Origin of the sequence: Pseudomonas sp. AL03 (assembly GCF_029960815.1) — a bacterium.
GTDB lineage: Bacteria > Pseudomonadota > Gammaproteobacteria > Pseudomonadales > Pseudomonadaceae > Aquipseudomonas.
This window is the reverse complement of record NZ_JASBRE010000001.1, coordinates 372,287-397,500: the sequence shown is the minus strand read 5'-3', so window position 1 is coordinate 397,500 and position 25,214 is coordinate 372,287. Positions and strand designations below refer to the sequence as shown.

Sequence of the window (25,214 nt, the reverse complement as noted above, 5' to 3'; positions counted from 1 at the left end):
TTAAGCCAATGCTTAGCGAGTGGTTACTTCAGTAGCGGCGAAGAAGTACGAGATTTCGCGAGCAGCAGCAGCTTCGGAGTCCGAACCGTGCACAGCGTTGGCGTCGATGGAATCAGCGAAGTCAGCGCGGATGGTGCCGGCAGCAGCTTCTTTAGGGTTAGTAGCGCCCATCAGCTCACGGTTCAGAGCGATAGCGTTTTCGCCTTCCAGAACCTGAACAACAACCGGGCCGGAGATCATGAAAGCAACCAGGTCGCCGAAGAAACCACGAGCGCTGTGCTCAGCGTAGAAGCCTTCAGCTTCGGCTTTGGACAGTTGCTTCAGTTTCGAAGCTACAACGCGCAGGCCAGCTTTTTCAAAACGAGTGGTGATCTCGCCGATAACGTTTTTTGCAACAGCGTCAGGCTTGATGATGGAGAAAGTACGTTGAACAGCCATGGTGTAACTCCAGAAACGGTAATTTGTGAAAAATTAAACCCGCGAATTATACGCGGGTTCTTTGGTATTGCCTAACTGCGTACGGCGTAGACTCAGTCTGCTTCTTCGATCCAGGCGGCCTGAATGGCTTCAAGCACCTTCTCGCCACCGCGGGTCGGATCATCGCTGAACTCCGGCAATGCCAGCACCCATTTGTGCAAATCGACGAAGTTCACGTAACGCGGGTCCGTATCCGGCTTGGATTCAGCCAGCTGGATCGCGATTTCCAGCACATCAACCCATTTCAGACTCATGTCAGTTCCTTGAATCAGTGCGCCGCTTCGGCCGCATGGTTGAGCGAGTATTTCGGAATTTCGACGGTCAGGTCTTCAGTCCCGACGACCGCCTGACAGCCTAGACGCGATTGCGCCTCCAGACCCCAGGCCCGATCAAGAAAGTCTTCTTCCAGCTCATCGGCCTCTTCCAGCGAGTCAAAACCTTCGCGGATGATGCAGTGGCAGGTGGTGCAGGCGCAGACGCCGCCGCAGGCACTCTCCATCTCGATATGGTGTTCATGGGCCAGTTCGAGAATGGAGGTACCGGGCTCAGCTTCCACAACCATGCCGTCCGGGCAAAACTTATCGTGTGGCAGAAAAATGACCTGCGGCATCGTTATTCCTCAATCTCATTCAGGTTGCGCCCCGCCAGCGCGGCTTTCACCGTCGAGTCCAGGCGGCGGGCAGCAAAGGCATCGGTCACTTGCGACAGACGCTTGGTCTGCTGCTCGATGGCGTAACCATCGGTACCTTTCATCAGTTCGGTCAGTTCCTGCATCTGCAACTCGATAACCCTGCGCTCTTCAGCGTCGAGCAGGCGTTCGCCGTCGACATCGAGGGCGCCTTGCACCGCCTCGATCAGGCGCTGGGCATCGACTTGCTGCTCACGCAGAACACGGGCAACTTTGTCGTCGCTGGCGTGCTGGAACGAATCCTTGAGCATTTTGGCGATTTCGCCGTCGGTCAGGCCGTAGGACGGCTTGACCTGGATACTGGCCTCAACGCCCGAACCCAGCTCGCGGGCAGAAACACTGAGCAGACCGTCGGCATCGACCTGAAAGGTCACGCGAATCTTCGCCGCGCCCGCCACCATCGCCGGAATACCGCGCAATTCGAAGCGTGCCAGGGAGCGGCAGTCACTGATCAGCTCGCGCTCGCCCTGCAACACATGGATCGCCATGGCCGACTGGCCATCTTTGTAAGTCGTGAAGTCCTGACCGCGGGCGACGGGGATGGTGGTGTTGCGTGGAATCACCTTCTCCATCAGGCCGCCCATGGTTTCCAACCCCAGGGACAACGGAATCACGTCAAGCAACAGCAGCTCGCCGCCGTCACGCTTGTTGCCAGCCAGCGTATCGGCCTGGATCGCAGCACCAATGGCCACCACTTGATCCGGATCGATTTCGGTCAGTGGCTCGCGACCGAAGGCTTCAGCCACGGCTTCGCGAACGCGAGGCACACGAGTCGAACCGCCAACCATGACCACCGCGTGAACGTCGTCCAGCTCGATACCGGAATCACGCACAGCGCGGCGGCAGGCTTTCAGGCTGCGAGCAACCATCGGCTCGATCAGCGCATTGAAGACCTCACGAGTCAGCTCGGCCTTCCAGTCGCCATAAGCGACTTCAACAGCCGCAGCATTGGTCAGGGATTCTTTGGCTGCACAGGCCGTTTGCAGCAGATTGCGTTGTACACCCGGATCGAGGTCGGCCGACAAACCGGCGCTTTCGATGATCCAGCCAGCGATTGCGTGATCGAAGTCATCGCCGCCCAGAGCGCTGTCGCCGCCGGTAGCCAACACCTCAAACACACCGCCGGTCAGGCGCAGAATCGAAATATCAAAGGTGCCGCCACCCAGGTCATAAATAGCAACCAGGCCTTCGGCATGCTGGTCCAGACCGTAAGCCACAGCGGCAGCAGTCGGCTCATTAAGCAAACGCAGCACGTTCAGACCGGCCAGCTTGGCCGCATCCTTGGTGGCTTGACGCTGAGCGTCATCGAAATAGGCCGGAACCGTGATCACCGCGCCAACCAGTTCGCCGCCCAACGTGGCCTCGGCGCGCTGACGCAACACCTTGAGGATATCGGCAGAGACTTCGACGGGGCTTTTCGGACCCTGAATGGTGTCGATGAACGGCATGTGCGACTCGCCGCCGACAAAGCGGTACGGCAGTTGATCGCCCAATTGCTTGACGTCGGACAGACCACGACCCATCAAGCGTTTGACCGACAGCACGGTGTTCAAAGGATCGGAGGCGGCAGCCAGTTTGGCCGACTCGCCGACCTCGACACGATCGGCGTGGTAGCGCACGGCAGACGGCAGGATGACCTGCCCGTCAGCGTCGGGCAAAGGCTCGGAAAGACCACTGCGCAATGCAGCGACCAGCGAATTGGTAGTGCCCAAGTCGATACCGACAGCCAGACGACGCTGGTGCGGTTGAGGACTTTGGCCGGGTTCGGCGATCTGCAGTAGGGCCATCGTTATCAGGACTTATCTGTATATCAGGCGTGCGACCGGAGCGGCACTGGGTTAATCGTCGAGGCGCTCTTCTAACTGGCGCACTTCGTAGGTGAGCTTGTCGAGGAACTGCATGCGTCGCATCAGGCGTTCGGCCTGTTCGCGTTGCGCTGCATTATTCCAACAGGCTGCGAAGCTTTGGTTCAGTTCATCCTGTGCCGTCTTCAGGCGGCGCTTGAACACGGCAATACCCGCCAGGTCGGCGCTGTCTTGCAGGTCTTCGAGCTCTTCACGCAGCTCCATCTGCTGCAGAAGAAATTCCGGATCATGCACCGTGACCTCCAGCGGCAGCTCGTGACCACCCAGAGCGAGCAGATATCGCGCGCGCCTGGGAGGATTTTTGAGCGTCTGGTAGGCCTCATTGAGGCTCGCGGATTGCTCTAGCGCCAGCCGTTGCTCTCGCTCGGAAGCGTCTGCAAAACGGTCAGGATGAACGCTGCGCGCCAACTCACGGTAGCGCGTAGCCAGCTGGTCGAGATCCAGATCGAAGCTCGGTTGCAGCTCAAATAAAGCGAAATGACAAGGAGTACCCACGAGTAGCCTCAGATATTGAAGCTTTCGCCGCAGCCACATTCACCGCGTACGTTGGGGTTGTTGAACTTGAAGCCTTCGTTCAACCCTTCCTTGACGAAATCGAGTTCGGTGCCGTCCAGGTAGGCCAGGCTTTTCGGGTCGATGATCACTTTCTCGCCGTGACTTTCGAACACCTGATCCTCTGCAACTACCTCGTCGACAAACTCCAGCACGTAGGCAAGGCCGGAACAGCCTGTGGTGCGAACACCCAGACGAATCCCTTCACCTTTGCCGCGCCCGTTGAGCGAGCGTCGCACGTGTTGAGCAGCCGCTTCTGTCATGCTGATAGCCATCGGGGACTCCTTACTCGTCGCCAAATCTTGAAAGTCAGATCAAGCCTTTCTTCTGCTTGTAGTCGCGAACGGCCGCTTTGATAGCGTCTTCAGCAAGTACGGAGCAGTGAATTTTTACTGGCGGCAAAGCCAGTTCTTCGGCCAGCTGAGTGTTCTTGATGGTCTCTGCTTCATCCAGAGTCTTGCCTTTCATCCACTCGGTCGCCAGGGAGCTGGAGGCGATAGCCGAACCGCAACCGTAGGTCTTGAACTTGGCGTCTTCGATGATGCCTTGCTCGTTAACCTTGATCTGCAGACGCATCACGTCGCCACACGCTGGAGCACCAACCATGCCGGTGCCGACATCAGGGTCTTCCGCGTCCATCTTGCCGACGTTGCGCGGGTTCTCGTAGTGGTCGATGACCTTTTCGCTGTAAGCCATGATTCTTAATCCTCACTCATCAGAGAGTCGCTCTTAAGCCCTGCGATCCGAAATCCTGCAGGGCCGGTTTGCGGCGACTTGAAATCAGTGTGCCGCCCACTCGATTTTCGAAATGTCGACACCGTCTTTGTACATGTCCCACAGCGGCGACAGAGTGCGCAGCTTGGTAACGGCCTCGCAGACTTTCTGCGCGGCGTAGTCGATTTCTTCTTCGGTGGTGAAACGGCCGAAGGTGAAGCGAATCGAGCTATGGGCCAGTTCGTCGTTGCGGCCCAGGGCGCGCAGTACATACGAAGGCTCAAGCGATGCCGAGGTGCAGGCCGAACCGGACGAAACTGCCAGATCCTTGAGCGCCATGATCAGCGACTCGCCTTCAACGTAGTTGAAGCTCAGGTTCAGGTTGTGCGGAACGCGGGCGGTCATGCTGCCGTTGATGTACAGCTCTTCCAGGCCTTCGACCTGTTTGAAGAAACGGTCGCTCAGGGCTTTGATACGCACGTTCTCGGCAGCCATGTCTTCCTTGGCTACGCGGAAAGCCTCACCCATGCCGACGATCTGGTGGGTCGCCAGGGTGCCGGAACGCATGCCACGTTCGTGACCGCCACCGTGCATGGTCGCTTCAATGCGAACACGCGGCTTGCGGCTCACGTACAGTGCGCCGATGCCTTTAGGGCCGTAGGTTTTGTGGGCAGAGAACGACATCATGTCGACTTTCAGCTTCGACAGGTCGATATCGACCTTGCCGGTGGACTGAGCAGCGTCGACGTGGAACAGGATACCCTTCGAGCGGGTCAGTTCGCCGATGGCCTCGATGTCATTGATGGTGCCGATTTCGTTGTTCACGTGCATGACCGAGACCAGGATGGTGTCGTCGCGCAGGGCAGCTTCGATCATCTCTGGCGTGACCAGACCATCGGTGCGCGGCTCGAGGTAGGTCACTTCGAAGCCTTCACGCTCCAGTTGGCGCATGGTGTCGAGGACAGCCTTGTGCTCAATCTTGGTGGTGATCAGGTGTTTGCCTTTGGTGGCATAGAAATGCGCCGCACCCTTGATTGCCAGGTTGTCGGATTCGGTGGCACCGGAGGTCCAGACGATTTCACGCGGGTCGGCGTTGACCAGGTCAGCGACCTGACGACGAGCGTTTTCGACGGATTCTTCAGCTTTCCAGCCGAACACGTGGGAACGGGACGCCGGGTTACCGAAGTTTCCGTCAACCAGCAAGCATTCACTCATCTTTTGCGCGACACGTGGATCAACTGGGGTCGTCGCAGAGTAATCAAGGTAAATCGGCAATTTCATGGACTATCTCCTAAATCAGGCTGGCTGGCGTGCCGCTAGCTCTTTGGCTGTCATTCGACGGCGGACGCTTCAATCTTGTCCAGGCGTGGCGTCTTGCTGTTGCAACGACGCTGATCCTGACGCTGGGCTACTTCTTGTACCTCACGGCGAGTGACAAGGTCAGCCAAGCTGATACCGCTCAGAAATTCGTGAATCTGCAGGCTCAGATCGCACCACAAGTGGTGGGTCAGACAGGTGTCGCCTTGATGGCAATCGCCCTGGCCCTGGCATTTGGTTGCATCGACCGATTCGTTCACCGCATCGATCACCTGGGCAACCTGGATGCCCTGCATGTCGCGCGATAGCTGGTAGCCACCGCCTGGGCCACGAACACTGGACACCAGATTGCTGCGGCGCAATTTGGCGAAGAGCTGTTCGAGGTAGGACAGGGAGATGCCTTGGCGCTCGGAGATATCGGCCAGGGACACCGGCCCGTGCTGCGCATGCAACGCCAGGTCAAGCATGGCGGTCACGGCGTATCGGCCTTTTGTAGTCAGTCGCATGGACAATTACCACGGAGTTCAGAATGGGGCGAGTATGCAATTCCCGAGTATTTAAGTCAACTATAAGACCTAGTGCTTTACTCAGGATTACCCGCAAAAGAGCGCGCGCATCATAACAAAGGCTGGCCGGGAACAGCCAGCAATTGCTCGCGAAGAACCCGTCCGGATTTAGCCGGCCTTGCTTTCGTCTTTGTCCTTGACGCAGGCGAAGTCTTCTTCGCGCAACTCAGGCAGATCCTTGGCGCAATAGTTGCTACCCAGATCCTTCAACGCACCGCACATACCCTCCAGGCGACCATCGACCGCCTGCAGGTGATCGAGCAGCTGACCAATGGCGCGAGCCACCGGGTCGGGCATGTCTTCGCCGACGCCGTAGGCATCAAAGCCGATCTTCTCGGCCATGGCCTTGCGCTTGGCGTCCTGCTCGTCATCGGATTTGACGATGATCCGCCCCGGAATGCCGACCACCGTCGCGCCGGCCGGAACCGCCTTGGTCACCACGGCATTGGAGCCGATCTTGGCACCCGCACCGACAGTAAACGGACCCAGCACCTTGGCGCCCGCCCCCACTACCACGCCATCTTCAAGCGTCGGGTGACGCTTGCCCTTGTTCCAGCTGGTGCCACCCAGGGTCACGCCCTGATAAAGGGTGACGTCATTGCCGATCTCAGCGGTTTCACCGATGACGATGCCCATGCCATGGTCGATAAAGAAACGACGACCAACCTTGGCGCCCGGATGGATCTCAATCCCGGTCAACCAGCGACCGAAATTCGACACCAATCGCGCCAGCCACTTCCAGCCCATCCCCCACAGGGCCGACGACAGGCGGTGGATCCAGATGGCGTGCATGCCCGGGTAGCACGTCAGAACTTCAAAGGCGTTGCGCGCTGCCGGATCACGATGGAAAACACTCTGGATATCTTCACGCAAACGCTCGAACATTTTTAATCCTTCCGCTTAAGAAGCTCGCCACGGGCCGCTTTCTGGGTTTCCGTGAGGATGCCACGCAATATATTCATTTCCGCCCGGCTGACCGAGCTGCGTCCGTACAACCGGCGCAGGCGCGCCATCAAGTGCCGTGGTTTTTCCGGATCGAGGAACTCGATGGCCACCAGGGTTTGCTCCAGGTGCTCATAGAATCGCTCCAGTTCATCCATGGTCGCCAGCTCACCACTTTTAATGGACGCCACTTCATCCTTTTCGACCTTGCTCGGCTGACCTTGGGCCGCGAGCCAGGACATCCGTACTTCATAGCTCAACACCTGCACCGCTGCCCCAAGGTTCAGCGAACTGAACTCAGGGTCTGATGGGATGTGCACGTGATAATGACATCGCTGCAGCTCTTCATTGGTCAGGCCGGAATCTTCACGACCAAACACCAAGGCAATCTCGGCACCCTGCCCGGCCTCCTCGACCACTTTCACGCCGCACTCGCGGGGATCGAGCAACGGCCAGGGAATGCGCCGGTCGCGAGCGCTGGTGCCGAGCACCAGATTGCAGCCGACCAAGGCATCTTCCAAGGTGGCGACGACTTGCGCGTTTTCAAGGATATCCCCGGCGCCGGAGGCACGAGCATCAGCCTCGTGGTGCGGGAACAACCGCGGTTCGACCAGCACCAGCCGCGACAGGCCCATGTTCTTCATAGCACGCGCAGCCCCGCCGATGTTGCCGGGATGGCTGGTATTGACCAGGACGACACGAATGTTATGCAGCAAGGGAGGCGCTCTCGAACACGTTAATGGGGAGCAGAATCTTACAGCTCAACCTACCGTTAAGCTATGAAAGCGAACACTGACCTTCACCTGTAGAAACTTTCTGATAGAATGCCCGGCTTTCTTTAACAACCTTAGGTGACACATCCATGCAGCCCATGCTGAATATCGCGCTGCGCGCCGCCCGCAGCGCCAGTGAATTGATCTTCCGCTCCATCGAGCGCCTGGATACCATCAAGGTCGACGAAAAAGACGCCAAGGATTACGTATCCGAGGTGGATCGCGCCGCCGAACAGAAAATCATCGACGCGCTGCGCAAGGCCTACCCTACCCACGGCATTCTCGGCGAAGAAACCGGCATGCACCCGGGTAGCGGCGAAGGCGAAGAATACCTGTGGATCATCGATCCACTGGACGGCACCACCAACTTCCTGCGCGGCATTCCTCACTTCGCTGTCAGCATCGCCTGCAAATACCGCGGTCGCCTGGAACACGCTGTTGTTCTGGACCCGGTTCGCCAGGAAGAATTCACTGCCAGCCGTGGTCGTGGCGCTCAACTGAACGGTCGTCGTCTGCGCGTCAGCGGCCGCACCAGCCTGGACGGCGCCCTGCTGGGTACCGGCTTCCCGTTCCGCGATGACCAGATGGACAACCTCGAGAACTACCTGGGCATGTTCCGCGCCCTGGTTGGCCAGACTGCCGGCATCCGCCGCGCTGGCTCGGCGAGCCTGGACCTGGCCTATGTGGCTGCTGGTCGTTTCGACGCCTTCTGGGAATCGGGCCTGTCCGAGTGGGACATGGCGGCAGGCGCCCTGCTGATCCAGGAAGCAGGCGGCCTGGTGAGCGACTTCACCGGCGGTCACGATTTCCTTGAGAAAGGCCACGTCGTTGCCGGCAACACCAAGTGCTTCAAAGCAGTATTGACGGCCATCCAGCCGCACCTGCCGGCTTCGCTTAAGCGCTAAGCGCCCGGCCACAAAAAAGCACCCTTCGGGGTGCTTTTTTTTGAATCTGACTTTCAACTATTTATTGAGCCGGTTCGTTCTGCGACAGAACCAACTTACCTTCCTTGTCGACCGGAATCTGGTTGCCCGGATCGCGGTCCATCCGCACCTTGCCTTCCTTGCCGTCGAGCGAATAACGAACGTCATAACCTACAACTTTGTCGCTGATGTCATTGACCGTGTTGCAGCGAGTTTGAGTCGTGGTGTAGGTGTCACGCTCCTGCATGCCCTCCTGCACCTTGTTGCCCGCATAACCGCCGCCGACCGCACCGGCCACTGTGGCGATCTTCTTGCCCGTACCGCCGCCGATCTGGTTGCCCAATAGGCCACCCGCCAGCGCACCCACCACCGTACCGGCGATCTGATGTTGATCTTTCACCGGCGCCTGTCGGGTTACTGCAACGTCCTTGCACACTTCACGTGGCGTCTTGATTTGTGTCTTGACCGGTTCGACGGCTAGAACTTGCGCATACTCAGGGCCGCTTTTAACCAGGCTGTAGGTGGCAACAGCACCCCCGGCAGTCACACCGACAGCACCCAATACCGCACCAACCAGCAACGACTTGTTCACATGAACCTCCTGACCATCACATGCGGGACATACCCGCGCTTCTCCCAACCTTGGAGCATAAAAAAAGGCGCGAGTTCAATTCGCGCCTTTTTTGGCAGACAACAGGAAGGCGATGGCCGTTACGGGCGGTCGTCGACTTCCTTATCGGTCGCCACAGCAGGAATCAGATCCTCGGTGCTCAGGTTCAGCCAGATCAGCACGACGTTGGCGATGTAGATCGACGAGTAAGTACCCGCCAGAACACCGATAAACAGGGAGATGGAGAAGCCGAACAAATTGTCGCCACCGAAGAACAACAGGGCCGCGATCGCCAGCAAGGTGGAGATCGAAGTCGCCATGGTCCGCAGCAAGGTTTGCGTGGTCGAGATGTTGATGTTCTCGATCAGGCTGGCCTTGCGCAGGACACGGAAATTCTCACGAACCCGGTCGAATACCACGATGGTGTCGTTGAGCGAGTAACCGATGATCGCCAGTACCGCCGCCAGCACCGTCAGGTCGAAGGTGATCTGGAAGAACGACAGGATACCGATGGTCACGATCACGTCGTGAATCAACGAGACAATGGCGCCGACCGCAAACTTCCACTGAAAGCGGAAAGCCAGGTAGATCAGAATACCGCCCAGCGCCATCAGCATGCCGAGGCCGCCCTGATCGCGCAGCTCTTCACCCACCTGCGGGCCGACGAACTCGACGCGCTTGACCACCGCTGGGTTGTCGCCGCCGACTTTCTGCAGCGCCTCTGCCACTTGGTGGCCCAACTGCGGATCTTCACCCGGCATGCGCACCAGCAAATCGGTCGTAGCACCGAAGCTCTGTACGATCGCCTCGTGATAACCCGAAGTGGCCAGCTGCTCACGCACCTTGGTGACATCGGCCGGACGTTCGTAGGTCAGCTCGATGAGCGTACCGCCGGTGAAGTCCAGGCCCCAGTTCATGCCCTTGGTGGCGACGCTGAACAATGCCAGTAAGGTAAGAAACAATGTGACGCCGAACGCAACGTTGCGAACGCCCATGAAGTTGATTGTACGTAACATGGCAGCCCCTTAAATCCACAACTTCTTGAAGTCTCGACCGCCGAAGATCAGGTTGACCATCGCGCGGGTCACCATGATGGCCGTGAACATCGAGGTAAAGATCCCGAGGGACATGGTCACTGCGAAGCCTTTGACCGGGCCGGTGCCCATCGCAAAGAGAATCCCGCCGACCAACAGTGTTGTCAGGTTGGCGTCGAGAATCGCAGTAAATGCCCGGCCGAAGCCTTCGTTGATTGCCCGCTGTACGGTCATGCCCGCCGCGATCTCTTCGCGTATCCGCGAGAAGATCAGAACGTTGGCGTCGACCGCCATACCCATGGTCAACACGATACCGGCGATACCCGGCAGGGTCAGCGTTGCACCCAGCAGCGACATCAGGGCCAGCAGCATCACCATGTTCACGGTCAGCGCGACGGTGGCAATGATGCCGAAGAAGCGGTAGATGGCGATGATGAACAGCGAGACAAACAGCATGCCCCACAGCGATGCATCGACACCCTTGACGATGTTGTCGGCACCCAGGCTTGGGCCAATGGTGCGCTCTTCAGCGAAGTACATCGGTGCAGCCAGACCACCTGCACGCAACAGCAGCGCCAGTTCGGACGACTCGCCCTGCCCGTTCAGGCCAGTGATACGGAATTGAGCACCCAGCGGCGACTGGATGGTCGCCAGGCTGATGATCTTCTTCTCTTCCTTGAAGGTTTGAACCGGCACGTCTTTCTCGACGCCGTTAACCATTTTCTTGACGTAAGTGGTGACCGGGCGTTGCTCGATGAAGATCACCGCCATGCTGCGACCGACGTTGCTGCGGGTCGCACGACTCATCAGCTCGCCACCGTGGCCATCCAGACGGATGTTCACTTCAGGCGTGCCTTGCTCGCCGAAGCCAGCCTTGGCATCGGTGACCTGGTCACCCGTGATGATCAAGCCGCGCTCGATTTGCGCTGGCGGACGATTGCCTTCACGGAATTCGAAGCTTTCAGAAGTGGCTTTCGATGCACCAGGCTCAGCGGCCAGACGGAACTCAAGGTTGGCCGTCTTGCCGAGGATACGCTTGGCTTCGGCGGTGTCTTGCACGCCCGGCAGCTCAACCACGATGCGGTTGGCGCCCTGACGCTGAACGATGGGTTCGGCAACACCCAGCTCGTTGACGCGGTTACGTACCGTGGTCAAGTTCTGCTTGATGGAGTATTCGCGGATTTCCGCCAGCTTGGCCGGGGTCATCGCCAGACGCAGCACCGCCTGACCATTGAGGTCGGCCGGAACAATGTCGAAATCGCTGAAGTTCTTACGGATCAGTGCACGGGCCTGTTCGCGGGACGCTTCATCACTGAAACCCAGCTGAATGGCACCATCGAGTTGTGGCAGGCTGCGATAGCGCAGTTTCTCTTTACGCAACAGGCTCTTGACGTCGCCTTCGTAGACTTTCAAGCGCGCGTCGAGGGCTTTGTCCATGTCCACTTCGAGCAGGAAGTGCACACCACCGGACAAGTCCAGACCCAGCTTCATCGGGTGCGCGCCAAAGCTGCGCAGCCATTGCGGGGTGGTTTGTGCAAGGTTCAGTGCAACGACGTAGTCATCACCCAATGCCTTGCGCACGACGTCTTTGGCAGGCAGCTGGTCTTCAGCCTTGGTCAGACGAATCAGACCGCCCTTGCCGTTCGCTGCCAGGGTGGCAGCCTTGACATTGATCCCGGATTCCTTGAGCGCTGCGCCCACACGATCCAGATCAGCCTGAGTCACTTGCAGCGCAGTGCTTGCACCACTGACCTGAATAGCCGGGTCATCAGGATATAGATTGGGAGCGGAATAAATCAGACCGACCGCCAGCACCGCCAGGATCAGAATGTATTTCCACAGAGGGTATTTGTTCAGCATCACGCCGCCCGCTTATGACGCGGGGCGCCTTGCGCGCCCCGTCGATTGAGTAGAAGTTGAAACTTAGATCGCTTTCAGCGTGCCTTTTGGCAGCGTGGCGGCGATGGCGCCTTTCTGAAACTTCATTTCGATGGTGTCGGAAACTTCCAGAACAACGAAATCGTCTGCCACTTTAGTGATCTTGCCGGCGATACCACCGGTGGTCACAACTTCGTCGCCTTTCTGCAGGCTGCCGAGCAGGTTCTTCTGCTCTTTGGCGCGCTTGGCCTGTGGACGCCAGATCATCAGGTAGAAGATGACCAGGAAACCGACCAGGAAAATCCACTCAAAACCACCACCCATTGGGCCTGCCGCAGGTGCAGCAGCGTCAGCCATGGCATTAGAGATAAAAAAGCTCATTTAGCACTCCAGTTGCAAATGTTGAATCTTGGGGTCAGAAAACTCAGTCCAAAGGCGGAACAGCAAGCCCGCGTTTGGCGTAGAAGGCATCGACAAAGGCGGCCAATGTACCCTGTTGAATAGCCTCGCGCAAACCAGCCATAAGCACCTGGTAATGGCGCAAATTGTGGATGGTATTCAACATGCTACCCAGCATTTCGCCGCACTTGTCCAGATGGTGCAGATAAGCACGGGAGAAGTTCTGGCAGGTGTAGCAATCGCAGGTCGGATCCAGCGGCGAATCATCATGGCGATGGAACGCGTTACGGATCTTCAGCACGCCTGTATCAATGAACAGATGCCCATTGCGGGCATTACGGGTTGGCATCACGCAATCGAACATGTCCACACCGCGGCGCACACCCTCAACCAGATCTTCCGGTTTGCCAACGCCCATAAGGTAACGAGGTTTGTCAGCCGGCATCTGACCTGGCAGGTAGTCGAGCACCTTGATCATCTCGTGTTTCGGCTCGCCCACCGACAGACCACCGATGGCCAGGCCATCGAAGCCGATTTGATCGAGGCCTTCCAGGGAACGCATGCGCAGATCCTGGTGCATACCGCCTTGAACAATACCGAACAGCGCCGCCGTGTTGTCGCCATGGGCTTCTTTCGAACGCTTGGCCCAACGCAACGACAGCTCCATCGAAATCCGCGCGACGTCTTCGTCAGCCGGGTACGGCGTGCATTCGTCGAAAATCATCACGATGTCCGAGCCCAGATCACGCTGGACCTGCATCGACTCTTCCGGGCCCATGAACACCTTGGCGCCATCAACCGGCGAGGCGAAGGTCACGCCCTCCTCCTTGATCTTGCGCATCGCGCCCAGGCTGAACACCTGAAAACCGCCGGAGTCGGTAAGAATCGGGCCTTTCCACTGCATGAAATCGTGCAGGTCGCCGTGCTTCTTGATCACTTCAGTGCCAGGACGCAGCCACAAGTGGAAGGTGTTGCCCAGAATGATTTCCGCGCCGGTCGCGGTAATGTCCCGCGGCAGCATGCCCTTGACGGTGCCGTACGTGCCCACCGGCATGAAGGCCGGGGTCTCGACGGTACCGCGCGGGAAGGTCAAACGACCGCGACGAGCCTTGCCGTCAGTAGCAAGCAACTCAAACGACATACGACTTTGGCGACTCATTCTTTGTCCTCAGGGCCACGTGGTGCAGGGTTACGGGTGATAAACATCGCATCACCGTAGCTGAAAAAGCGGTATTGATGCTCGACGGCGGCTTTATAAGCGGCCATGGCTTCGGGATAACCGGCGAACGCCGAAACCAGCATCAACAGCGTGGATTCGGGCAAATGAAAGTTGGTGACCAGGGCATCGACCACATGAAACGGCCGGCCCGGGTAGATAAAGATGTCCGTGTCGCCACTGAACGGCTTGAGTACACCATCGCGCGCGGCACTTTCCAGCGAACGCACGCTGGTGGTCCCCACAGCGATCACCCGACCACCGCGAGCGCGGCAGGCTTCGACTGCATCGACCACGTCTTGACCGACTTCCAGCCACTCACTGTGCATGTGGTGGTCTTCGATCTTCTCAACGCGCACCGGCTGGAACGTGCCCGCACCGACGTGCAACGTCACGAACGCCGTCTCGACGCCCTTGGCGGTAATCGCCTCCATCAGCGGCTGATCGAAATGCAGCCCTGCCGTCGGCGCCGCCACCGCGCCCAAACGCTCGGCGTAGACCGTCTGATAACGCTCGCGGTCCGAGCCTTCATCCGGGCGGTCTATATAAGGAGGCAACGGCATGTGGCCGACGCGATCGAGCAGCGGCAACACCTCTTCGGCGAACCCCAACTCGAACAACGTATCGTGCCGCGCCAGCATCTCAGCCTCGCCACCACCGTCGATCAGGATCTTCGAACCGGGCTTGGGCGACTTGCTGGAACGCACATGGGCGAGCACGCGATGACTGTCGAGCACCCGCTCCACCAGGATTTCCAGCTTGCCGCCGGAAGCCTTCTGGCCAAACAGCCGCGCCGGAATCACCCGGGTATTGTTGAACACCATCAAATCGCCCGGGCGCAAATGCTCGAGCAAATCAGTGAATTGACGGTGCGCCAGGGCGCCGCTGACCCCATCCAGGGTCAACAGGCGACTATTGCGACGCTCAGCCAAAGGGTGGCGAGCGATCAGCGAATCAGGGAGTTCGAAAGTAAAGTCAGCAACGCGCATGATGGGGTTCGTCTAGCAGGGGCCGGAAGTCTAGCCGAAATAGTGAAAATTCTCTATGTACCTGATTGACCGACGGTAATCTCATCTCTATACTTCGCCGCCATTGAGCCCTGATGGCGGAATTGGTAGACGCGGCGGATTCAAAATCCGTTTTCGCAAGAAGTGGGAGTTCGAGTCTCCCTCGGGGCACCAAAATTAAGAAAGGTCTTGCTTTGCAAGGCCTTTTTTTTCGTCTGCGATAAAGTGGGCGATACGCCGCCGACCCGCAGGAGCCGGCTTGCTGGAGATTCTTTTGATCTCCCCGCCCGCGGCCGGTACGACATTTCTCAAGGATTCATCTCATGGAACTGCTGCTGGAAACTGTTGCTTTGTTCTGTCTGAAGCTGGCTTATGAGACGGAGGGGTCGAGTCCGATTCTGCGGGATGATCCGATCATGAGCGATTACGAGCGGGAGGTATTTGGCTTGCTGGTGCGCCGGGGTGATGTCGAGAGTATTCAGCTTAGAGTGGCGCACTGCGCAGGTTTGGCGCTAGACGCTATAGGCGGGGCTGATACGCCGCTTGGGCGTGAACTGCAACGGTTGTCAGCTAATGTCAGCAATGCGCAGACAATGGAGCAGCTTGATACGCCGCTCACTGCACTAAAGGGATACTTGAAAGATATTCAGTGAATGATCGTGTTAGGCAAGCTTGTCACGCCTTTACACCCGCTGGTACTGGGTACGGCTTTGGCAGATATGGAAACAAATCTGTCCACTTTTCCATTGCGCCAGCAGACACAATGAAAGACTTTTCGGCATCACAAGGACGTATCAATGCGGCAAATCGCTCTCAGCAACAAGCCGATCAGAGGCGTTCCCCGCCGCCTTCGTGCTCTGGAACAATGGGCCTCCAGCTTTCGCGACGAGTTTTACCCGCGATCCGGGCGCATGGAGCGCTACACACATTGGAAGATCCCGGTGCACGCGGCCTTGGTTCAAGGCCCTCAAGCAAGAATCGAAGTTCAGGCCTTCTGCATTCAGCAACTGCTCGAAGCCGCTTGCCACCTGTCCAACGCTGCTGACCACTCACAGGGTTACTACCGGGTCGCTTGCCTGCTGGTGTGGCCATGGGTTCATCAGAGCGAGGTCACCCTCTTCTATGACCGGGACTATTATCTGGGTTTTCTCGGTGAGACTAACGCTCTCATGCCAGAGCGGATCAGTCATGCTCTTGCGTTGCACACACCAGCGAATTTCGTCGAGCACGGGCATGACGTAACTCAACCTGACGATGAGGTCGCAGTACAGTGGTGGTGCATCGGAGAACCGGCCTGACGGCTTTCGCGAGCAGGCTCGCTCCCACAGGGGTTTTGGGTGTTGATTGGAATTTGGGATTGGTCCTGAGGATTTCGGGCTGGCGATGCTCAGTTCAGGGCGAAGCTGAGAGTTGAGCCACGAAACTGGAATTCGAAACAAACCAGCAGACCCTACAAGGAAGTTCGAGCAATGAAACACGTGCTTATGGGCGTTCCGGAAGGCGAGGATTTCGCGTCCTATGAAAAGGAAATCCCGGTTTCTGTCGAGGATCTCAAGCCGATCCTGGGGTGGGCGAAGGACGATGACTGCGTCTATGACTATCGGCTTACAGCGGAACAAATCAACGCGATAGAACAGCTCTGCTCCCTAAAATTACCCACGGATCTGATGCTGTTTCTTACCGGTAATGCTTGCTATACATCACCCATCGACACGCCCTCAGGGCATTAAGCCAGTGAGTGAACGCCTCGCGCCCCACTCATCTAGACTTAATGGATAGTCGTAGGCAGAACCGAACACGTCGCTTTGGTGCAGTTAAATCAAAGGCGGCGTGGCAATCTGCCTTTTATGCCCTTTAAGAGGTGCGGCGAAGACCGCACCGGGCACAACAAGATGCCCGCTCAGGGTGCCCTGGCCACCGGCCTGAAAATGCCACGATACCGTGACGTGGTGTGAGTGCCGCAGCCGACACTTTCGGACGACCGACAACCTTCTGGTTTGTCCGTGACCGTGAGGATTGCTGTATGCCTGATGAGATGTTGCACCTGCCGATGGTCAACAGCCTGCTGGAGCGCCACAAAGGCTCCCCCGGCGCACTGTTGCTCATCCTTCATGAGATTCAGGCGGGCATCGGTTATATCCCCGATGCTGCCGTCCCCGAGATTGCCCACGCCCTCAACCAGAGTCAGGCGGAGATTCGCGGGGTGATCAGTTTTTACCATGACTTCCGCACCGCGCCTCCGGCCCGGCATATCCTGCGTCTGTGCCGGGCTGAGTCCTGCAAGAGCCGTGGCGCCGAGCAGCTTGCCGCGCAGTTGCGCGAACGTCTGCAACTGGACGATCACGGCAGCAGCGCCGATGGCAGCATCAGTTTGCGTCCGGTGTATTGCCTCGGCGCTTGTGCCTGTTCCCCCGCTCTGGAATTAGATGGCCAGGTGCATGCGCGGCTTAGTGCCGAGCGTCTGGATGCGCTGCTCGATGCTTGTCGGGAGGACGCATGATGCCGCGCTTCTATCTGCCCGCTGATTCGCTGGCCCGTGCCGTGGGCGCTGATGAAGTGGCCTTGGCCCTCCAAAATGTGGATCTGCAACGCACCAGCTCCCGCGGCCTGTACTGGCTGGAACCTCTGCTGGAAGTGGACACCCCGCAAGGCCGGATCGGCTTCGGCCCGCTGACCGCTGCCGATGTGCCGTCGTTGCTGGAAGCGCTGCAAGGCGATCCGTCCGCTCATCCACTGGCCTTGGGTCTGGTGGAAGAGTTGCCTTATCTGAAGACTCAACAACGCCTGCTGTTCGCCCGCGCCGGTATTACCCGGCCGCTGTCCCTGGACGATTACCGAGCCCACGGCGGTTTCGAGGGCTTGAACCGGGCCGTCGCACTGGGCGGCGAGCAGACTGCTACAACGGTGTTCGATTCCGGCCTGCGTGGCCGTGGCGGCGCGGCTTTCCCGGCCGGAATCAAATGGCGCACGGTGCGCGCCACCCAGGCGGCGCAGAAATACATTGTGTGCAACGCCGACGAAGGCGATTCCGGCACCTTCGCCGACCGCATGTTGATGGAAGGCGACCCGTTCCTGTTGATCGAAGGCATGGCGATTGCCGGCATCACCGTCGGCGCCAACTACGGCTACATCTATGTGCGCTCGGAATATCCACAAGCCGTGGCCACCTTGCGCGAGGCGCTGGACGTCGCCCGGTCCAACGGTTACCTCGGCGCCAATGTCGGCGGCAGCGGCCAGGCCTTCGATATGGAAGTGCGCGTCGGTGCCGGCGCTTACATCTGCGGTGAGGAAACCGCGCTGCTGGACTCTCTCGAAGGCAAGCGCGGGATCGTCCGCGCCAAGCCGCCGATCCCCGCGCTGCAAGGGCTGTTCGGTCTGCCGACGCTGGTGCACAACGTGCTGACGCTGGCCTCGGTGCCGCTGATTCTGGCCAAGGGCGCGCAGTTTTATCGCGATTACGGCATGGGCCGCTCCCTGGGCACCATGCCCTTCCAACTGGCGGGCAATATTCGTCACGGCGGTCTGGTGGAACGGGCCTTTGGCCTGACCCTGCGGGAGCTGGTGGAAGACTACGGCGGCGGTACCGCCAGTGGCCGGCCACTGAAGGCCGCTCAGGTTGGCGGTCCGCTCGGCGCCTGGGTGCCACCGTCGCAGTTCGACACGCCGCTGGATTACGAGGCGTTCGCCGCCATCGGCGCCATGCTCGGTCACGGTGGTGTGGTGGTGGCTGACGACAGCCTGGACATGGCCCGCATGGCGCGCTTCGCCATGCAGTTCTGCGCCGAGGAATCCTGTGGCAAATGCACCCCCTGCCGCATCGGCTCGACCCGGGGCGTGGAGGTGATCGACCGTCTGCTGGCCGCGCCGGACCAGAGCGGCCGTGATGAGCAGGTGATCATCCTTAAGGACCTGTGCGACACCCTGCAATACGGTTCGCTCTGCGCATTGGGCGGCATGGTCTCCTTTCCGGTCGCCAGCGCCCTCAAGTACTTCCCCGCCGACTTCGGCCTGCAAGCCTCGGAGGCCGACCAATGATCACTCTCTTCGACCCGAAAACCGACATCGATCTCGGCACCCCGGCCCGCGACAGCCAGGTGCAAGTCACCCTGAACGTCGACGGCCGCAGCATCAGCGTGCCCGAAGGGACCTCAGTGATGCGCGCCGCCGCGCTGCTGGGCACCACCATTCCCAAACTCTGTGCCACCGACAGCCTGGAAGCCTTCGGTTCCTGCCGCATGTGCCTGGTGGAGATCGACGGCATGCGCGGCTACCCGGCGTCCTGCACCACGCCGGTCAGCGAAGGCATGAGCGTGCACACCCAGACGCCGAAGCTCGCGACCCTGCGCCGCAATGTCATGGAGCTGTACATTTCCGATCACCCGCTGGACTGCCTGACCTGCTCGGCCAACGGCAACTGCGAGCTGCAAACCGTCGCCGGCCAGGTCGGCCTGCGGGAGGTGCGTTACGGTTATGAAGGCGACAACCATCTGGCCGACGTGAAGGACACGTCCAACCCCTACTTCGACTTTGACCCGAGCAAGTGCATCGTCTGCAACCGCTGCGTGCGCGCCTGCGAAGAAACCCAGGGCACCTTTGCCCTGACCATTACCGGGCGCGGTTTCGAATCCCGGGTGGCGGCCGCCGGTGGCGAGAACTTCCTCGACTCGGAATGCGTGTCCTGCGGCGCCTGTGTGCAAGCCTGCCCCACCGCGACCTTGATGGAAAAAAGCGTGGTCGAACTGGGTCAGCCCGAACGTAGCGTGATCACCACCTGCGCCTATTGCGGCGTGGGCTGCTCGTTCCGCGCCGAGATGAAAGGCGACAAGCTGGTGCGCATGGTTCCCGACAAAAACGGTCACGCCAACCACGGCCACTCCTGCGTCAAGGGCCGCTTTGCCTGGGGTTACGCGACTCACCCGGATCGCATCACCAAGCCGATGATCCGCCAGCACATCAACGACCCTTGGCAGGAAGTCAGCTGGGATGAAGCGGTGACCTACGCCGCCAGCGAATTCCGCCGGCTACAGCAAACATACGGTCGCGACTCCATTGGTGGCATCACCTCCAGCCGCTGCACCAACGAAGAAACTTACCTGGTGCAAAAACTGGTGCGCGCCGCGTTCGGCAACAACAACGTCGACACCTGTGCGCGGGTCTGTCACTCGCCGACCGGCTATGGCCTGAAACAAACCCTTGGCGAGTCCGCTGGCACCCAGAGTTTCGACTCGGTGATGCAGGCCGACGTGATCCTGGTGATGGGCGCCAACCCCAGCGACGCCCACCCGGTGTTCGCCTCCCAGCTCAAGCGCCGCCTGCGTGAAGGCGCGCGGCTGATCGTCATCGACCCACGACGCATTGATCTGGTGGACTCGGTGCATGCCCGCGCCGAACTGCACCTGGCCCTGCGCCCGGGCACCAACGTCGCCATGCTCAATGCCCTGGCCCACGTCATCGTTACTGAAGGCCTGCTCGACCAGCCCTTTATCGACGCCCGTTGCGAGGGCAGCGATTTCGCCCGCTGGAGCGAACTCGTCAGCCGCGCGGAAAACTCGCCGGAAGTCCTTGGCCCGATCTGCGGCGTAGAACCTGCCGACATCCGTGCCGCCGCCCGTTTGTATGCCACCGGCGGCAACGCGGCGATTTATTACGGCCTGGGCGTCACCGAGCACAGCCAGGGCAGCACCGCGGTCATGGGCATCGCCAACCTGGCCATGGCCACTGGCAACATCGGCCGCGAAGGCGTGGGCGTGAACCCGCTGCGGGGACAGAACAACGTTCAGGGTTCCTGCGACATGGGTTCCTTCCCCCACGAGCTGCCCGGTTACCGGCACATCTCCAACGAGGTGGTACGAGCACAGTTCGAACAAGCCTGGAACGTCACCCTGCAACCCGACCCGGGCCTGCGCATCCCCAACATGTTCGAGGCCGCCCTGGGCGGCAGCTTCAAGGGCTTGTATTGCCAGGGCGAAGACATCGCCCAAAGCGACCCCAATACCCAACACGTCACCGCGGCGCTGTCGGCCATGGAATGCGTGGTGGTGCAGGATATTTTCCTCAACGAAACCGCCAAGTTCGCCCACGTGTTCCTGCCGGGCTGCTCATTCCTGGAAAAAGACGGCACCTTCACCAACGCCGAGCGGCGCATCTCCCGGGTGCGCAAGGTCATGGAGCCGCTGGGCGGCAAGGCCGACTGGGAAGGCACCGTGGCCCTGGCCAACGCCCTGGGCTACCCGATGGACTACAAGCACCCGTCGGAAATCATGGATGAAATCGCCAGCCTGACGCCAACCTTTACCAACGTCAGCTACGCCGAACTGGAGCGCCACGGCAGCCTGCAATGGCCGTGCAACGCCGCGGCCCCGGACGGCACGCCGACCATGCACATCGAGGAGTTCGTGCGCGGCAAGGGGCGCTTCATGCTCACCGGCTACGTGCCCACCGAGGAAAAGGTCAACAATCGCTACCCTCTTCTGCTGACCACCGGGCGCATCCTCAGCCAGTACAACGTCGGCGCCCAGACCCGGCGTACCGACAACGTCGCCTGGCACGACGAAGACCGCCTGGAAATCCACCCGACCGACGCCGAGAGCCGTGGCATCAACGAAGGTGACTGGGTTGGCATCGGCAGCCGCGCCGGACAGACCGTACTGCGTGCGCGGGTCACCGAACGGGTCGCCCCAGGTGTGGTGTACACCACCTTCCACTTCCCTGAGTCGGGGGCCAACGTCATCACCACCGACAACTCCGACTGGGCCACCAACTGTCCGGAGTACAAAGTCACCGCCGTGGAAGTCAGCCGCGTCTACCACCCTTCCGAGTGGCAAAAACGCTACCAGGAATTCAGCGACAACCAACAACGCCTGCTCGACGAACGCCGTCAGGCGCGTGGCGCTAAAGCGGAGGTACGCCGATGAGCACTGCCAACCTGATCAAAATGGTCAACCAGATCGCCCAGTACTTCGCCAGTGAACCGGACCAGCAACTGGCCGTGCTCGGCGTGCGTAATCATCTGCAGATGTACTGGACGCCCGGCATGCGCAAGGAGTTACTGGCCTGGCAGACAGAGCATCAGGGGGCAGAGTTGCACCCTTTGGCGCAGGCGGCGGTCAGTGGGGCGGGCTGGGAGGCTTAGGTTCACACGCGATCCCTTTGGGATTAGCCCCGAGCTTTTCGGGGCTTTCACTTGTGCAATGCTTGGCGGGTGGGCAGCCTGTTGTTGTTTGACTGTCGGATTCAAGCCAGTTGCAGTTCATTGACATCAGCTGCGTTATCATCCTGCGCTTCTCTGTTACAAGCACCCGGATGTCCATGTCTTTGCCACTGCCAGACGATCATCAATCCCTTCCCCCTGTCCTGGTCGGGCCGTTGTTGCGGCGGCTGGAGCCTACGCGTCTGGTGATGTGGCTGGTGGGGTCGCGGGCGCTGTCGCTGACGTTGCGTCTGCAAGATCGCGACGATATCCACCTCGACGCGAGTCAGTGCACGATCATTGCGGTGGGCACCCAGGCCTTTGTTCATTTGATCGATGTATCGCTGGACGCCACCCTGCCCTGCGACACGTTAATCGAATACGACCTGCTGATTGACGACGCTGGCACAGGCATCGCCGATTGGGCCCCGCACCTGCTGTACGGCGACGCCCGTTGTCCGAACTTCGTCCTGCGTAAACGGGTCGATCAGCTGCTGCATGGTTCTTGCCGCAAACCTCACCATCCGGCCCCGGACGGTTTGCTGTGTGTCGATCGTTTGCTGGAGGCCGAGCCGGATGCACACAAACGTCCGGCGCTGTTGATGATGAGCGGCGATCAGGTGTACGCCGACGATGTCGCAGGCCCCATGTTGCGAGCCATCCATGCCTTGATCGCGCGGCTGGGATTGTTCGGCGAATACCTCGAAGGTGCGGTGGTCAGCGACAGCGCCAAGCTCTACGAGGATCCCGCCAGCTACTACCATCGTGCGGATTTGTTACCGGCGCTGAAGAGCAACGAAACCCTGCGCGAGCGATTCTTCGGCGGGGTGCGTAAGCCGATTTTCACCAGCAGCAGTGCTGACAATCATCTGGTGACGTTCGCCGAGGTCATGGCCATGTACCTGCTGGTGTGGTCACCGACGCCCTGGACGTTGATCGCTCCAAAACCGCCAAAATTGATTCCCGAAAGACGCGAGCGTTATGCGCTGGAGCAAACGTGCATCGATGATTTCAAAGCGGGCCTGGGGGGTGTCGCCCGAGTGTTCGCCCATCTGCCGTGCCTGATGATTTTCGACGATCACGATATTACCGATGACTGGAATCTTTCCGCGCAATGGGAGGAAACGGCCTACGGTCATCCGTTCTCCAAGCGCATCATCGGCAACGCACTGATTGCATATATGGTGTGTCAGGGCTGGGGCAACAATCCGGATGCATTCGACGACGTGCTGGAAAAAACCCGTTTATTGAGTGCCACAGGGCAAGACCATTATCTCGACAGCGACGTTCAGGACGGTTTGATCGATGAGCTGCTGAGGTTTCAGAACTGGCATTACGTGCTGCCCACTAGCCCGGCCATTGTCGTGCTCGACACCCGCACCCGGCGCTGGCGCAGTGAGATGACCCTCAAGCAACCTTCGGGTTTGCTGGATTGGGAAGCGCTCAGCGAACTGCAACAGGAACTGCTCGATCACCCCTCGGCGATCATCGTTTCACCGGCACCGATCTTCGGCGTCAAACTGATCGAAACGATACAGCGGGTCTTCAGCTGGTGTGGTTATCCCCTGCTGGTGGACGCCGAAAACTGGATGGCCCATCGCGGCGCGGCGCAGGTCATCCTGAACATTTTCCGACACTCGCGCACCCCCGGTAACTACGTGGTGCTGTCGGGCGATGTGCATTATTCCTTCGTCTACGAAGTATTGATCCGACACCGCAAGGCCGGCCCGCGAATCTGGCAGATCACCAGCAGCGGCATCAAAAACGAATTCCCGCCGGCCCTGCTCGAATGGTTCGACCGCCTCAATCGCTGGCTCTACTCGCCGCGCTCGCCACTCAACTGGCTGACTAAACGTCGACGCATGCGCATTGTTCCGCATGTCCCGGAACATGCTGAAGCGGGTGAACGGCTGTGGAATTCGGCGGGGATCGGGCAGGTGTTCTTTAATGAAAAAGGACAGCCGCAGGAAATTTATCAGCACAACTCAAACGGTTTGCCGAAGACGCGGATGGTTGCGCCTGACAACGAAGACTGAAATGGCGAGTCATCATGAACCTAACCCGAACCCTGATCATCGGCAATTCCGGCTCCGGCAAGAGTTGGCTGGCTAAACGATTGGCAGAACAACTTCAGGCTTCGAGGATCGATCTCGACCTGATTCACTGGTTGTCCGACGAACACAGCATCCCCCGCCCCCGTGCCGAGGCACTGGGAATGGCGCGGGTAGCAGCAGGTGAAGAGCGCTGGGTGATCGAGGGTGTTTACGGCTGGATCGTCAGCGAACTTATCCACCGCGCTACGACATTGATTTGGTTGTGTGTTGAAGACGAAAGCTGCGTGGCCAATGTTCGTCAGCGAGAAAACAAACAGGACGACGACACGTTGCTGATAGCGTTGCTGGAATGGGCCGGCAGTTACCGTACCCGCAAAGACTCCAGTGGATTTTCCGCGCACCAACGTCTGTTCGAAGGGTTCAGCGGTTCAAAAATCAAACTCAGGAATCGAACCGAAATCACGGCATTTGCGAACACCCTGCTACACGCCGACTAATCACACTGTTTCCCAAGGATGCATATGTTTGCACGGAGCAAGTCAGTCCCCGAATTAATGGTCACGGACATCAAGAAAAGCCTTCATTTCTGGACATCCCTGATCGGTTTTCAAATCGCCTATGAACGCCCCGAGGTCGGTTTTGCCTACCTCGATAAAAACGGCGTTCAAATCATGCTGGAGCAATACGACCCGGCCGAAGGCCAGTGGGTAACCGGCGCACTGCAAGCGCCGTTTGGTCGAGGCATAAACTTTCAAATCACGGTTGATGTCGTCGATCCCATACTCCAGCGCCTGGCCGACGTTGAATGGCCGTTGTTTCGTTCCTGCGCCGAAGCCTGGTATCGCGCGGAGGCGGTGGACGTCGGCCAACGCGAATTTCTGGTGCAGGACCCGGACGGTTATCTGGTTCGATTGGTGGAAAGTTTGGGCGAGCGGCCGTATTCGCCCGTCAGCCACTGAGCCAAGAGATGGCTTGTTATTCGGATCGGGATTACATCGATCACGGAAACG

28 protein-coding genes and 1 tRNA gene are annotated in these 25,214 nt (G+C 59.2%); 12 read left to right on the top strand and 17 right to left on the bottom strand.

What is annotated here, in order from left to right; translation table 11 throughout:
• Positions 1-12 precede the first annotated feature (12 nt).
• The 11 genes from ndk to trmJ all read right to left on the bottom strand — a co-directional run bounded on the left by ndk (position 13) and on the right by trmJ (position 7,837).
• Positions 13-438: a nucleoside-diphosphate kinase gene (ndk, locus tag QK293_RS01810; RefSeq protein WP_007916882.1), complete on the bottom strand. Its 426-nt coding sequence runs from the start codon at positions 436-438 to the stop codon at positions 13-15.
• Between the two features lie 92 nt (positions 439-530).
• Positions 531-731: a Fe-S cluster assembly protein IscX gene (gene iscX, locus QK293_RS01805; RefSeq protein WP_282375258.1), complete on the bottom strand. Its 201-nt coding sequence runs from the start codon at positions 729-731 to the stop codon at positions 531-533.
• Positions 732-745: 14 nt separating this feature from the next.
• On the bottom strand, positions 746-1,087 hold the full coding sequence (fdx, locus tag QK293_RS01800; RefSeq protein WP_282375257.1) for an ISC system 2Fe-2S type ferredoxin: 342 nt from the start codon (positions 1,085-1,087) through the stop codon (positions 746-748).
• 2 nt (positions 1,088-1,089) lie between these two features.
• On the bottom strand, positions 1,090-2,952 hold the full coding sequence (gene hscA, locus QK293_RS01795; RefSeq protein WP_282375256.1) for a Fe-S protein assembly chaperone HscA: 1,863 nt from the start codon (positions 2,950-2,952) through the stop codon (positions 1,090-1,092).
• A gap of 51 nt (positions 2,953-3,003) precedes the next feature.
• A complete protein-coding gene (gene hscB / locus QK293_RS01790) occupies positions 3,004-3,525 on the bottom strand; it encodes a co-chaperone HscB (RefSeq protein WP_282375335.1) in 522 nt (173 codons plus the stop codon).
• Positions 3,526-3,533: 8 nt separating this feature from the next.
• Positions 3,534-3,857 (bottom strand): iron-sulfur cluster assembly protein IscA, encoded by a 324-nt coding sequence (iscA, locus tag QK293_RS01785; RefSeq protein WP_007903589.1) that lies wholly within the window; start codon positions 3,855-3,857, stop codon positions 3,534-3,536.
• A 34-nt stretch (positions 3,858-3,891) separates the two neighbouring features.
• Complete coding sequence (gene iscU, locus QK293_RS01780) at positions 3,892-4,278, bottom strand: Fe-S cluster assembly scaffold IscU (protein ID WP_003443374.1); 387 nt, start codon at positions 4,276-4,278, stop codon at positions 3,892-3,894.
• A gap of 84 nt (positions 4,279-4,362) precedes the next feature.
• Positions 4,363-5,577 (bottom strand): IscS subfamily cysteine desulfurase, encoded by a 1,215-nt coding sequence (locus QK293_RS01775; protein WP_282375255.1) that lies wholly within the window; start codon positions 5,575-5,577, stop codon positions 4,363-4,365.
• 50 nt (positions 5,578-5,627) lie between these two features.
• The gene (gene iscR / locus QK293_RS01770; protein ID WP_008042436.1) at positions 5,628-6,119 is read right to left on the bottom strand and encodes a Fe-S cluster assembly transcriptional regulator IscR; all 492 of its coding nucleotides are present in this window, start codon (positions 6,117-6,119) and stop codon (positions 5,628-5,630) included.
• Positions 6,120-6,287: 168 nt separating this feature from the next.
• Positions 6,288-7,064 (bottom strand): serine O-acetyltransferase, encoded by a 777-nt coding sequence (gene cysE, locus QK293_RS01765; RefSeq protein WP_282375254.1) that lies wholly within the window; start codon positions 7,062-7,064, stop codon positions 6,288-6,290.
• A 2-nt stretch (positions 7,065-7,066) separates the two neighbouring features.
• A complete protein-coding gene (gene trmJ, locus QK293_RS01760; protein WP_282375253.1) occupies positions 7,067-7,837 on the bottom strand; it encodes a tRNA (cytosine(32)/uridine(32)-2'-O)-methyltransferase TrmJ in 771 nt (256 codons plus the stop codon).
• A gap of 146 nt (positions 7,838-7,983) precedes the next feature.
• Between trmJ and suhB the strand changes: the two genes are divergently transcribed.
• On the top strand, positions 7,984-8,799 hold the full coding sequence (gene suhB, locus QK293_RS01755) for an inositol-phosphate phosphatase (RefSeq protein ID WP_282375252.1): 816 nt from the start codon (positions 7,984-7,986) through the stop codon (positions 8,797-8,799).
• 61 nt (positions 8,800-8,860) lie between these two features.
• On the opposite strand, the gene QK293_RS01750 is transcribed toward suhB, so the two are convergent.
• The 6 genes from QK293_RS01750 to queA all read right to left on the bottom strand — a co-directional run bounded on the left by QK293_RS01750 (position 8,861) and on the right by queA (position 14,943).
• On the bottom strand, positions 8,861-9,409 hold the full coding sequence (locus tag QK293_RS01750) for a glycine zipper 2TM domain-containing protein (RefSeq protein WP_282375251.1): 549 nt from the start codon (positions 9,407-9,409) through the stop codon (positions 8,861-8,863).
• A gap of 119 nt (positions 9,410-9,528) precedes the next feature.
• Positions 9,529-10,443, bottom strand: coding sequence for a protein translocase subunit SecF (gene secF, locus QK293_RS01745; protein WP_282375250.1), 915 nt, complete (start codon positions 10,441-10,443; stop codon positions 9,529-9,531).
• A 9-nt stretch (positions 10,444-10,452) separates the two neighbouring features.
• Positions 10,453-12,321, bottom strand: coding sequence for a protein translocase subunit SecD (secD, locus tag QK293_RS01740; protein ID WP_282375249.1), 1,869 nt, complete (start codon positions 12,319-12,321; stop codon positions 10,453-10,455).
• Positions 12,322-12,384: 63 nt separating this feature from the next.
• Positions 12,385-12,720 carry a preprotein translocase subunit YajC gene (gene yajC / locus QK293_RS01735; RefSeq protein WP_046046023.1) on the bottom strand — a complete coding sequence of 112 codons (336 nt, stop codon included), beginning with the start codon at positions 12,718-12,720 and terminating at the stop codon, positions 12,385-12,387.
• Between the two features lie 43 nt (positions 12,721-12,763).
• Positions 12,764-13,879, bottom strand: a complete 1,116-nt coding sequence (tgt, locus tag QK293_RS01730; protein ID WP_282375333.1) for a tRNA guanosine(34) transglycosylase Tgt — start codon at positions 13,877-13,879, stop codon at positions 12,764-12,766.
• A 14-nt stretch (positions 13,880-13,893) separates the two neighbouring features.
• Entirely contained in the window at positions 13,894-14,943 is a 1,050-nt protein-coding gene (queA, locus tag QK293_RS01725; RefSeq protein WP_282375248.1) for a tRNA preQ1(34) S-adenosylmethionine ribosyltransferase-isomerase QueA, read from the bottom strand.
• Positions 14,944-15,050: 107 nt separating this feature from the next.
• On the opposite strand from queA, the gene QK293_RS01720 reads away from it, so the two are divergent.
• The 11 genes from QK293_RS01720 (at position 15,051) to QK293_RS01670 (ending at position 25,163) form a co-directional block, all read left to right on the top strand.
• Positions 15,051-15,135: transfer RNA gene (locus tag QK293_RS01720), tRNA-Leu, on the top strand.
• 149 nt (positions 15,136-15,284) lie between these two features.
• Positions 15,285-15,614: a hypothetical protein gene (locus QK293_RS01715; RefSeq protein WP_282375247.1), complete on the top strand. Its 330-nt coding sequence runs from the start codon at positions 15,285-15,287 to the stop codon at positions 15,612-15,614.
• A 144-nt stretch (positions 15,615-15,758) separates the two neighbouring features.
• Complete coding sequence (locus QK293_RS01710) at positions 15,759-16,259, top strand: DUF3916 domain-containing protein (protein WP_282375246.1); 501 nt, start codon at positions 15,759-15,761, stop codon at positions 16,257-16,259.
• A gap of 171 nt (positions 16,260-16,430) precedes the next feature.
• On the top strand, positions 16,431-16,691 hold the full coding sequence (locus tag QK293_RS01705; RefSeq protein ID WP_282375245.1) for a hypothetical protein: 261 nt from the start codon (positions 16,431-16,433) through the stop codon (positions 16,689-16,691).
• Between the two features lie 293 nt (positions 16,692-16,984).
• The gene (locus tag QK293_RS01700) at positions 16,985-17,461 is read left to right on the top strand and encodes a formate dehydrogenase subunit gamma (RefSeq protein WP_282375244.1); all 477 of its coding nucleotides are present in this window, start codon (positions 16,985-16,987) and stop codon (positions 17,459-17,461) included.
• A complete protein-coding gene (locus QK293_RS01695; protein ID WP_282375243.1) occupies positions 17,458-18,996 on the top strand; it encodes a formate dehydrogenase beta subunit in 1,539 nt (512 codons plus the stop codon). The genes QK293_RS01700 and QK293_RS01695 overlap by 4 nt, the downstream gene beginning before the upstream one ends.
• The gene (fdhF, locus tag QK293_RS01690) at positions 18,993-21,875 is read left to right on the top strand and encodes a formate dehydrogenase subunit alpha (RefSeq protein WP_282375242.1); all 2,883 of its coding nucleotides are present in this window, start codon (positions 18,993-18,995) and stop codon (positions 21,873-21,875) included. Before QK293_RS01695 ends, fdhF begins: the two co-directional genes overlap by 4 nt.
• Entirely contained in the window at positions 21,872-22,093 is a 222-nt protein-coding gene (locus QK293_RS01685) for a formate dehydrogenase subunit delta (protein WP_282375241.1), read from the top strand. Before fdhF ends, QK293_RS01685 begins: the two co-directional genes overlap by 4 nt.
• Positions 22,094-22,263: 170 nt before the next feature.
• A complete protein-coding gene (locus tag QK293_RS01680; RefSeq protein ID WP_282375240.1) occupies positions 22,264-24,186 on the top strand; it encodes an alkaline phosphatase D family protein in 1,923 nt (640 codons plus the stop codon).
• Positions 24,187-24,200: 14 nt separating this feature from the next.
• Entirely contained in the window at positions 24,201-24,701 is a 501-nt protein-coding gene (locus QK293_RS01675) for an adenylate kinase (protein ID WP_282375239.1), read from the top strand.
• Between the two features lie 24 nt (positions 24,702-24,725).
• Positions 24,726-25,163, top strand: coding sequence for a VOC family protein (locus QK293_RS01670; RefSeq protein WP_282375238.1), 438 nt, complete (start codon positions 24,726-24,728; stop codon positions 25,161-25,163).
• The last annotated feature ends 51 nt before the right edge of the window (positions 25,164-25,214 follow it).